The following is an 8,676-nucleotide window of genomic DNA, read 5'->3' as shown; positions in this document are numbered from 1 at the left end:
GGCCGGCCCCGGCCCCCGCTGGAGTGCGACCCCGAGGGTCCGCTGGCCGCCGAGGTGATCAGGACCTCCTCCGACCCCTACGTCGGGCGGATGTCGCTGGTGCGGGTCTTCTCCGGCACCCTGCGCCCGGACGTGCCCGTGCACGTGTGCGGCCACGGCCTGACCGACCGCGAGGGCGCCCCCACCGGGCAGCCCCATGACGCGGACGAACGCGTCGGCGCGCTGACCAGCCCCTTCGGCGGACAGCAGCGGCATCTGCCGAAGGCCGTGGCGGGCGACCTTGCCTGTGTCGCCAAACTCTCCCGCGCCGAGACCGGCGACACCCTGTCGGACAAGGGCGATCCGCTGGTGATGGAGCCGTGGGTGATGCCCGACCCGCTGCTGCCGGTGGCCGTCCAGGCGCACGCCAGGAGCGACGAGGACAGGCTCTCCCAGGGGCTGGCCCGGCTGACCGCCGAGGATCCCACCCTGCGCCTGGAGCAGAACCCCGACACCCGCCAGCTGGTGCTGTGGTGCATGGGCGAGGCCCACCGGGACGTGGCCCTGGAGCGGCTGCGCACCCGCTACGGCGTACGGGTCGACGCGGTGCCCCACCGGGTGGCCCTGCGCGAGACCTTCGCAGAGCGGGCCGCCGCGCGCGGGCGGCACGTCAAGCAGTCCGGCGGCCACGGCCAGTACGCCGTCTGCGAGATCACCGTGGAACCGCTGCCGGCCGGCTCGGGCATCGAGTTCGCCGACGAGGTGGTGGGAGGCGCGGTGCCGCGCCAGTTCATCCCTTCGGTGGAGAAGGGGGTGCGGGCCCAGGCCGCGCGCGGGGTGGCCACCGGTCACCCGCTGGTGGACGTGCGCGTCACCCTCGTCGACGGCAAGGCGCACTCGGTGGACTCCTCCGACGCCGCCTTCCAGACGGCGGGCGCCCTGGCCCTGCGCGAGGCCGCCGCCGGCGCGCGGATCCACCTGCTGGAGCCGGTCGACGAGGTGCGGGTGACGGTCGCCGACGAGTACGTGGGCGCGGTGATGAGCGATCTGTCGGGGCGGCGCGGCCGGGTGGTGGGCACCGAGCAGATCTCCGGCGGCAGCACCCTGGTGCGCGCGGAGGTCCCCCAGTCGGAGATCGGCCGCTACGCGGTGGACCTGCGCTCCCTCTCGCACGGCACGGGCCGCTTCACCCGCTCCCACCTGCGCTACGAACCGGTGCCGCGGCAGGTCGCGGAGCGGATCCGCGAGCAGGCCGAAAGCCGCGCGGCGTGACCCCCCGGTGACGGTACGCTGAGCGCTGCGGCGTCGGGCGCGGCACGGACGGGCACCAACAGGTGTGCGGCGGGCCGTGGTTGGGAACGGTCGGTACGAGCCTGACGTCGGACGGCGCGAGCGGAGTGGGGGCACCATTGGCGGGCTTCGATGACGTCGAGGGCGGCGCGTACGACTTCAGTCCCGGCGCGCAGGTCCCGTTGACCGTGGCGGGCGGCGGGCAGACCGCCGCCACCCAGGCCCTGGCCTCGGCCGCCTACCGCGACGGCCCGGTGACGGACCTGCTCGCGGCGAACGACGCCGCCAAGGTCTCCGCGCCCCGATTCTCGCTGTTCGAGCCGAATCTGGGCGAGGCCTTCTCCCGCGCGGTCCAGTCGCGGATGCTCGGCGGCGCCCGCAAGGCGCTGATCCAGTCCTTCGGCTGCGAGCCGCAGGCCGTGGTCGAGCACTGCCTGGCGGCCAACCGCATCCGCCGGGAGCGCGACGCCCGGCTGACGGTGGTGATGGTGCTCTTCGGGGTGCTCTTCCTGCCCGGCGTCCTGCTGTGGCTCGGAGGCTTCCAGCTGCGCCGCACCCTGGCGGGCGCGCAGGACCGCCGGGCCGGGGCGCTGGGCATGGGCGTGCTCATCGCCTTCGGCGTGCTGGCGGGGGTCTTCGTGCTGAAGCTGCCGTTCACCGGCTTCTGGGCGATCTACCTGCGCGTGATGCTGGTCGCCCCGGTGGTGGGGTGGCTGCTGGCCAAGCAGATCTGCGAGCGCTACGCCAAGGACCTGCGCTCCCGCTGGGAGGGCCTGCTGTCGGGCGGCGGCATCGGCGCCAAGATCCCCGAGGCCGTGCCGCACGCCCCCGGCGACGCGGGCGCGGAGAGCATAAGGCTGAACCTGGCCAAGCTGACGGCCGAGCAGCGCAGCAACGTGGTCTTCTACGCCGGCCCCAAGGGGATACTCGGCATGGGCACCCGCTGGGGCAACTGGCAGCTGGCCGAGGAGCTGGTGCCGGCCTCCCCCGGCACCGAGATCAACCCCTTCCGGAGCTGGGACGTGGCACGCGCGATCCACGACCAGCTGCGGATGCTGGAGCGCACCCCGCTGCACACCGGCGGTTTCCCCAAGCCCTCCGTCCGGCACTGGGTGGTCGTCCCCGTCGGGGAGGGCGCCTCGGAGGTCTCCCGGCCCGACGGCCAGAACGTCGAGGCGTACAGCGTCAAGGAGTTCGAGGTCCAGCGGATCTGCAACGAGCAGCAGTTCGGCAGCGGCAACCGCCATTACCTCGGCGTCCAGTTCGTGCTGTGGGACGGCCAGCTCGTGCTCACCCTGCTGGTCAACGTGACCGTGCTGCACCACACCCTGCGCATCGAGGTCACCGGCCACGCGCTCGGACCGGTCCACCCGGTGTTCTTCTCCAAGCCGTCGCCGAGGAAGAAGACGGTCTCCAAGCCCGTTCGGTTCTGGGAGACCAAGGACATCGAGTTGCCGCTGATCCAGCCCGGCGAGGTGGTGCGGCTGGCGGCGCGCGCCCCGCTGACGTGGTTCCCGCCGGTGCTGGACTTCCTGGGCGGCAAGCTGAGCCTTCCCGAGCCCTTCGGGCTGCGGCACGTGTGGGCCGACAAGCCCTGGCGCCACCGCTTCATGGCCGACGACGCCCTGCGCGCGGCCACCCCGGTACTGCGGGTGGTGCACGCGGCGGCCCTGAAGGTGCTCAAGGAGAACAACGTGGACATCGAGAAGTTCAACGCCCGTTCCCTGAACCTCAGCGGCCAGGTGCAAGGCGTCGAGCCGGGCAACGCCGACGTGTACAACGCCTGACCCACCGCTCCCCGAAGTGGCCGTGCACGGCAGCGGGGCCCGTACGAGCACCGGTTCCTCCGGTCGTACGGGCCCCGCGCGGCCGTGTGCGGCGTTTCGGGCTCAGGCCCCCGCGGGCCACTTCTCGGCCAGCATGCGCCGGGTGTCGGCCAGCAGCTGCGGTAGCACCTTGGTGTGGCCCACCACCGGCATGAAGTTGGTGTCGCCTCCCCAGCGCGGCACGATGTGCTGGTGGAGGTGGGCGGCGATCCCGGCGCCCGCGACATCGCCCTGGTTCATGCCGATGTTGAACCCCTGCGCCCCGGAGGCCGCGCGCAGCGCCTTCATGGCCCGCTTGGTGTAGTCGCCCAGCTCCACCGTCTCCTGATCGGTGAGGTCGGTGTAGTCGGCGACGTGCCGGAAGGGCACCACCATCAGGTGGCCGCCGTTGTACGGGTAGAGGTTGAGCACCGCGTACACCAGCTCGCCGCGGGCGATCACCAGCCCGTCCTCGTCGGACTTGGCCGGGATCGCGCAGAACGGGCAGCCGTCATCGGCGCCCGGGCCGCTCGGCTTGTTCTCCCCCTGGATGTAGGCCATCCGGTGGGGCGTCCACAGGCGCTGGAAGGCGTCCGGCGACCCCACTCCGATCTGCTGCTCCGGCTCGCTGCTCATGCGGGCCAGCATAGGACTTCGCCGGTCCTCGGCGAGCCGGTGGGCCGGGCGACGACGGCGGGGGCGTGCTTGCGGAGCGCCGGTGCTCCGCAAGCACGCCCCTTGTGCGGCGGTCAGACCTGGACGCGGTCCTCGACGGCCTTGGCGATCTCCGCGATCGCCTCGTCGACCGGCACGCCGTTCTTCTGCGAGCCGTCGCGGTAGCGGAAGCTGACCGCGCCGTTGGCCATGTCCTCGTCACCGGCGATGACCATGAACGGCACCTTGCTCTTCTGCGCGTTCCTGATCTTCTTCTGCATCCGGTCCGAGGAGGAGTCCACCTCCACCCTCAGCCCCTTCGCCTTCGCCCGGGCCGCGAACTCCTCCAGGTAGGGCACGTGGGTGTCGCCGATCGGGATGCCGACCGCCTGGACCGGGGCCAGCCAGGCCGGGAAGGCACCCGCGTAGTGCTCCAGCAACACGGCGAAGAACCGCTCGATGGAGCCGAACAGCGCGCGGTGGATCATCACCGGCCGCTGCCGGGAGCCGTCGGGGGCGGTGTACTCCAGCTCGAACCGCTTGGGCTGCTGAAAGTCCACCTGGATCGTGGACATCTGCCAGGTCCTGCCGATGGCGTCGCGAGCCTGGACCGAGATCTTGGGTCCGTAGTAAGCGGCACCGCCCGGGTCCATCACCAGCTCCAGCCCCTGCTTGCCGGCGGCCTGGCGCAGGATCTCGGTGGCCTCCTCCCATTCCTCGGGCTCACCGATGAACTTCTCGGAGTCGTCGCGGGTGGACAGTTCCAGGTAGAAGTCGCTCAGACCGTAGTCGCGGAGCAGGTCCAGCACGAAGGTGAGCAGATTGTCCAGCTCGTCCGGCATCTGCTCCTTGGTGCAGTAGATGTGCGAGTCGTCCTGTGTGAAGCCCCGGGCACGGGTCAAGCCGTGCACCACACCGGACTTCTCGTAGCGGTAGACCGTGCCGAACTCGAAGAGTCGCAGAGGCAGCTCACGGTAGGACCGGCCGCGCGCCTTGAAGATCAGGTTGTGCATCGGGCAGTTCATCGCCTTGAGGCGGTAGTTCTGCCCTTCGAACTCCAGAGGGGGGAACATTCCCTCGGCGTAGTTCGGCAGGTGCCCGGAAGTCTCGAAGAGCCCTTCCTTGGTGATGTGCGGGGTGTTGACGAATTCGTAGTCCGCCTGCTCATGCCGCTTGCGGGAGTAGTCCTCCATCACTCGACGGACGATCCCGCCCTTGGGGTGGAAGACCGCCAGGCCCGACCCCAGCTCCTCCGGGATGGAGAACAGGTCCAGCTCCGCGCCGAGCCTGCGGTGGTCGCGCTTCTCGGCCTCGGCCAGGAACTCCAGGTACGCCTTCAGCTCGTCCTTCGACGGCCAGGCGGTGCCGTAGATCCGCTGGAGCTGCGGGTTCTTCTCGCTGCCCCGCCAGTACGCGGCGGCCGACCGCATCAGCTTGAACGCCGGGATGGTGCGGGTGGTGGGCAGGTGCGGACCGCGGCACAGGTCCTTCCAGCACAGCTCGCCGGTCTTGGCGTCGAGGTTGTCGTAGATGGTCAGCTCGCCGGCGCCGACCTCGGCCGACGCGCCCTCGGCGGCCTCGGCCGCGTTGCCCTTGAGGCCGATCAGCTCCAGCTTGTACGGCTCGCCGGCCAGCTCCTCGCGGGCCGCCTCGTCGTCGGTCACGCGGCGGGAGAAGCGCTGGCCGCGCTTGACGATCTCCTGCATCCGCTTCTCGATGCGCTTGAGGTCGTCCGGGGTGAACGGCTCGGCGACGTCGAAGTCGTAGTAGAAGCCGTCCTTGATCGGCGGGCCGATGCCGAGCTTGGCCTCGGGGAAGAGGTCCTGCACGGCCTGGGCCATGACGTGCGCGGTGGAGTGCCGCAGGATGTTCAGCCCGTCCTCGGAGGAGATCTCCACGGGCTCGACCTCGTCGCCGTCGGCGACGGCGTACGCCAGATCCCTCAGCTGTCCGCCGACGCGGGCGGCGACGATCGAGCGGTCGCCGGCGAAGAGATCGGCGGCCGTGGTGCCCGTGGTCACCACGCGTTCTTCCCGCTCGGAATCGCGTTGGATGATCACACGGACGTCCGTCACCGGTTTCTCCTGACTGCTGTCGTCTCGGGTCTCCCCGTCTCGGGATCGGCCCGAGGCGCGGGCGATCGCCGCGCACCGTGAATCGTACCGAGCCGGAGGTCCCGGCCGCGAAACGGTTACGGCCCGGTCCAGGGACGCCGGGGTTGGCCGCGAGCCGGGTGAGGTATCAAGACGGGCGACGGGCGTACGCGCCGCCGTGTGCGCCCGCCCACCGGGACGGTCCCGGTCTCGACACGGAGGGGAAACAGGGCATGACGGTGTGGTACGAGGGACCGCTCGCCGCATTCGACACCGAGACCACGGGGGTGGACCCGGAGCGGGACCGGATCGTCTCGGCCGCGCTGGTGGTGCAGGACGCGCCGGGGGCACCGGTGCGCGCCGTGCGCTGGCTGGTGGACCCGGGGGTGCCGGTGCCCGAGGGGGCGGCGGCGGTGCACGGCCTGACCGGGGAGCATCTGCGCGAGAACGGCCGCCGCCCGGCGGACGCGGTCGGGGAGATCGTGCGGGCCCTGGCGGAGCGCGCGTCCGAGGGGCTGCCGCTGGTGGTGATGAACGCGCCGTTCGATCTGACGCTGCTGGACCGGGAGTCGCGGCGGCACGGTGGAGCCTCGCTGACCGATGCCGTCGCGTCCCCTCCGCTGTGCGTGCTGGACCCGCGGGTGCTGGACAAGCACCTGGACCGCTACCGCAAGGGCCGCCGCACCCTGGCCGCGCTGTGCGGGCACTACGGCGTGGAACTGGCCGAGGCCCATGACGCGGCCGCCGACGCCTCCGCGGCGCTGGAGGTCGTGCGGGAGGTGGGGCGCCGCCATGCGCGGCGGCTGTCCTCGTTGTCGCCGGCCGAGCTGCACACCCTGCAGTCGGTCTGGCACGCGGCCCAGGCGCGCGGATTGCAGGCGTGGTTCGCCCGCAACGGGTCCGACGAGGTGGTCGATCCGGCGTGGCCGCTGCGGACGGAGGTCCCGGCCGCGGTCTGAGGGCGGGCCGGAGCCGTCCCGGAGGAGGCGGCCGGGAGCGTGGGCGCGAAACGCGGGAGGCCGGTTCCGTCGAACGGAACCGGCCTCCCGGGCGGTGGGCGATACTGGGATCGAACCAGTGACCTCTTCGGTGTGAACGAAGCGCTCTCCCGCTGAGCTAATCGCCCTCGTGGTGCCCTGCGGCACGACGAGAACCATACAGGGATCGCGGGCGTTCATCCAAACTCCTTCCCGCGCCCTCCCGGTGGGGCCTCCCCCAGCCGGCGGCGCAGCCCGCGGTGCCCGGCGCGCATCATCAGCGCGTGGTTGGCCGCGAACAGCGGACGGCCGGGCAGCGCCAGCAGCCGCAGGAGGGGTCTGCGGGCCTCCACCTCCTGCTCGAAGACGGCACGGGTGCCGGCGGCGCGCGGGGCGAGCCGCCATCGGGCCCAGCCCTCCAGGTCGCCGTCCATCTCGATCGCCAGGGCCCGGGCGGCGGGGTCGCGGAGGGTGAGCCGGGCGGTGATCCGCAGGTCGTAGGGGAGCAGGGAGCGGATACGGGCGGAGCCGGCCGCCCGTTCCCCTCCCCCGCCGCCGTCCTCCCGCCAGACGACCTCGCGCACCTGCGGCCACCACTCGGGGTACTCCCCGGCCCGCTCCAGGACGGCGTAGACGTCCCCGGGCGGTGTGTCCAGATCCCAGACGCCGCGGAACCGGTAGTGGCTCAGACCCACCGCGTCACCCTCCCTCCGCACGGGGCGCGGCGGTACTCAGGCGGCCCTGAGTACCACCGCGCATGCCCGGTCGCCCTCGTACGCGCCACACTCCGCGCATGCCGAACCTCCCACCGCCTGCCTACTGCCCCGGTTGCTCACTGCCACTCGCTCCCGGTGCGCCGGCGGCCGCCTGCCCCCGGTGCGCGCTGCCGCTCACCGGTCCGGTGCCGCTACAGGTGCGGGAGATCGACGCCGAGTTGTGGCGGCTGGAGGCCCGGCGCACCGAACTGCTGTCCCGGCGCGGGCAGTTGCTGGCCGGGTTGCGCGCCTCCGGCTCCGGGTGCGGCGGCCGGGCGGACACCGCCCCTCGCGTTCCCCCGGCCGGTCCGCCCGCCCCGTCCACCGCGCCGCCGACCGCGCGGAACGTGCTGCTGGCCCTCGGCGGGGCGCTGCTGGCGGTCGCGGTGACCGCCTTCACGCTGGTGAGCTGGGGCCGGCTGGGTATCGGAGGGCGCTCGGCGGTACTGGGCGCGCTGACACTGCCGGCACTGGGCGTGCCCGCACCGCTGCTCCGCCGCGGGCTGGTGGCGACGGCCGAGGCGGTGGCGTCGCTGGGGCTGGTCCTGCTGCTGCTCGACGCCTACGCGCTGCACCGGGTGGCGCTGCCGGGGGTGGGCGGCGCCGGCTACGCGGCGGCGGTGGCGGCGGTGACCGCCGCGCTCTGGGCGGGGTACGGGGCGGCACTGCCACGGCTGCGCGGCCCGCTGCCCGCCGCCCTGTGCCTCGCCCAGCTCCCGCTGCCGCTGTGGGCGCTGAGCGCGGACGGCGGCCCGTACGCCCTCTCCTGGGCGCTGCTGGCCACGGCGGCCGGTGACGCGGCGGTGGCACTGTGGTGCTCCGGACGCGGACGGCGGGCGGTGTCGGTGACGGCTCTCGCCGCGGGCTGTGCGCTGGGGGCTCCGGGACTGCTGACCTCCGCCGTGCTGGCCCTGACGGCGGCGGGGTGGGCCGATTCTGCTCACGCGGCGGCGCTGCTCGCGGCGGCCGCGGCGGTGCTGCTGTACGCGGCCCGCCGTCTCGCCCGTACCGCCGCCCGCACGGATGCGGTGGCGCCCGCGACGGTGGTGCCGGGCGCTGTGGCGTCTGCCGCCGTGGCGGGGCTGGCCGTGCTGGTGGCGGGCGGCGCCGCGCTGTGGAGGGC

Annotated in this window: 6 protein-coding genes, 1 tRNA gene and 1 pseudogene; 4 read left to right on the top strand and 4 right to left on the bottom strand. The window is 72.9% G+C overall.

Going from position 1 to position 8,676, the window contains the following annotated elements; all coding sequences use genetic code 11:
- Together L7D48_RS21890 and L7D48_RS21885 are read left to right on the top strand one after the other, a co-directional pair.
- A partial coding sequence (locus tag L7D48_RS21890) for an EF-Tu/IF-2/RF-3 family GTPase (protein WP_256463103.1) occupies positions 1–1,251 on the top strand: 1,251 nt, incomplete at its 5' end.
- Between the two features lie 137 nt (positions 1,252–1,388).
- A complete protein-coding gene (locus L7D48_RS21885; RefSeq protein ID WP_237881624.1) occupies positions 1,389–3,056 on the top strand; it encodes a hypothetical protein in 1,668 nt (555 codons plus the stop codon).
- Between the two features lie 102 nt (positions 3,057–3,158).
- Here L7D48_RS21885 and L7D48_RS21880 read toward each other — a convergent pair whose 3' ends face one another.
- On the bottom strand, positions 3,159–3,722 hold the full coding sequence (locus tag L7D48_RS21880; RefSeq protein WP_237881622.1) for an HIT domain-containing protein: 564 nt from the start codon (positions 3,720–3,722) through the stop codon (positions 3,159–3,161).
- A gap of 101 nt (positions 3,723–3,823) precedes the next feature.
- On the bottom strand, positions 3,824–5,803 hold the full coding sequence (gene thrS / locus L7D48_RS21875) for a threonine--tRNA ligase (protein WP_237881620.1): 1,980 nt from the start codon (positions 5,801–5,803) through the stop codon (positions 3,824–3,826).
- 251 nt (positions 5,804–6,054) lie between these two features.
- Here thrS and L7D48_RS21870 point away from each other — a divergent pair, with 251 nt between their 5' ends.
- Positions 6,055–6,780, top strand: a complete 726-nt coding sequence (locus tag L7D48_RS21870; protein ID WP_237881618.1) for an exonuclease domain-containing protein — start codon at positions 6,055–6,057, stop codon at positions 6,778–6,780.
- 95 nt (positions 6,781–6,875) lie between these two features.
- Here the strand turns inward: L7D48_RS21870 and L7D48_RS21865 are convergent.
- Both L7D48_RS21865 and L7D48_RS21860 read right to left on the bottom strand, forming a co-directional pair.
- Positions 6,876–6,947: transfer RNA gene (locus tag L7D48_RS21865), tRNA-Val, on the bottom strand.
- Positions 6,948–6,995: 48 nt separating this feature from the next.
- A complete protein-coding gene (locus L7D48_RS21860; RefSeq protein WP_237881616.1) occupies positions 6,996–7,493 on the bottom strand; it encodes an SRPBCC family protein in 498 nt (165 codons plus the stop codon).
- Positions 7,494–7,711: 218 nt separating this feature from the next.
- Between L7D48_RS21860 and L7D48_RS21855 the strand changes: the two are divergent.
- Positions 7,712–8,676 (top strand): annotated as a pseudogene (locus L7D48_RS21855) (hypothetical protein); the annotation flags it as partial.

This window comes from Streptomyces sp. ICN903 (assembly GCF_022015835.1).
Lineage (GTDB): Bacteria > Actinomycetota > Actinomycetes > Streptomycetales > Streptomycetaceae > Streptomyces > Streptomyces fenghuangensis.
Note: the sequence above shows the minus strand (reverse complement) of the source record. Positions and strands in the feature narration are given on the sequence as shown.

Excerpts from the sequence above, each read along its gene's own strand:
- L7D48_RS21880 (WP_237881622.1), bottom strand. The coding sequence starts at position 3,722 with ATGCTGGCCCGCATGAGCAGCGAGCCGGAGCAGCAGATCGGAGTGGGG.
- L7D48_RS21870 (WP_237881618.1), top strand. The coding sequence starts at position 6,055 with ATGACGGTGTGGTACGAGGGACCGCTCGCCGCATTCGACACCGAGACC.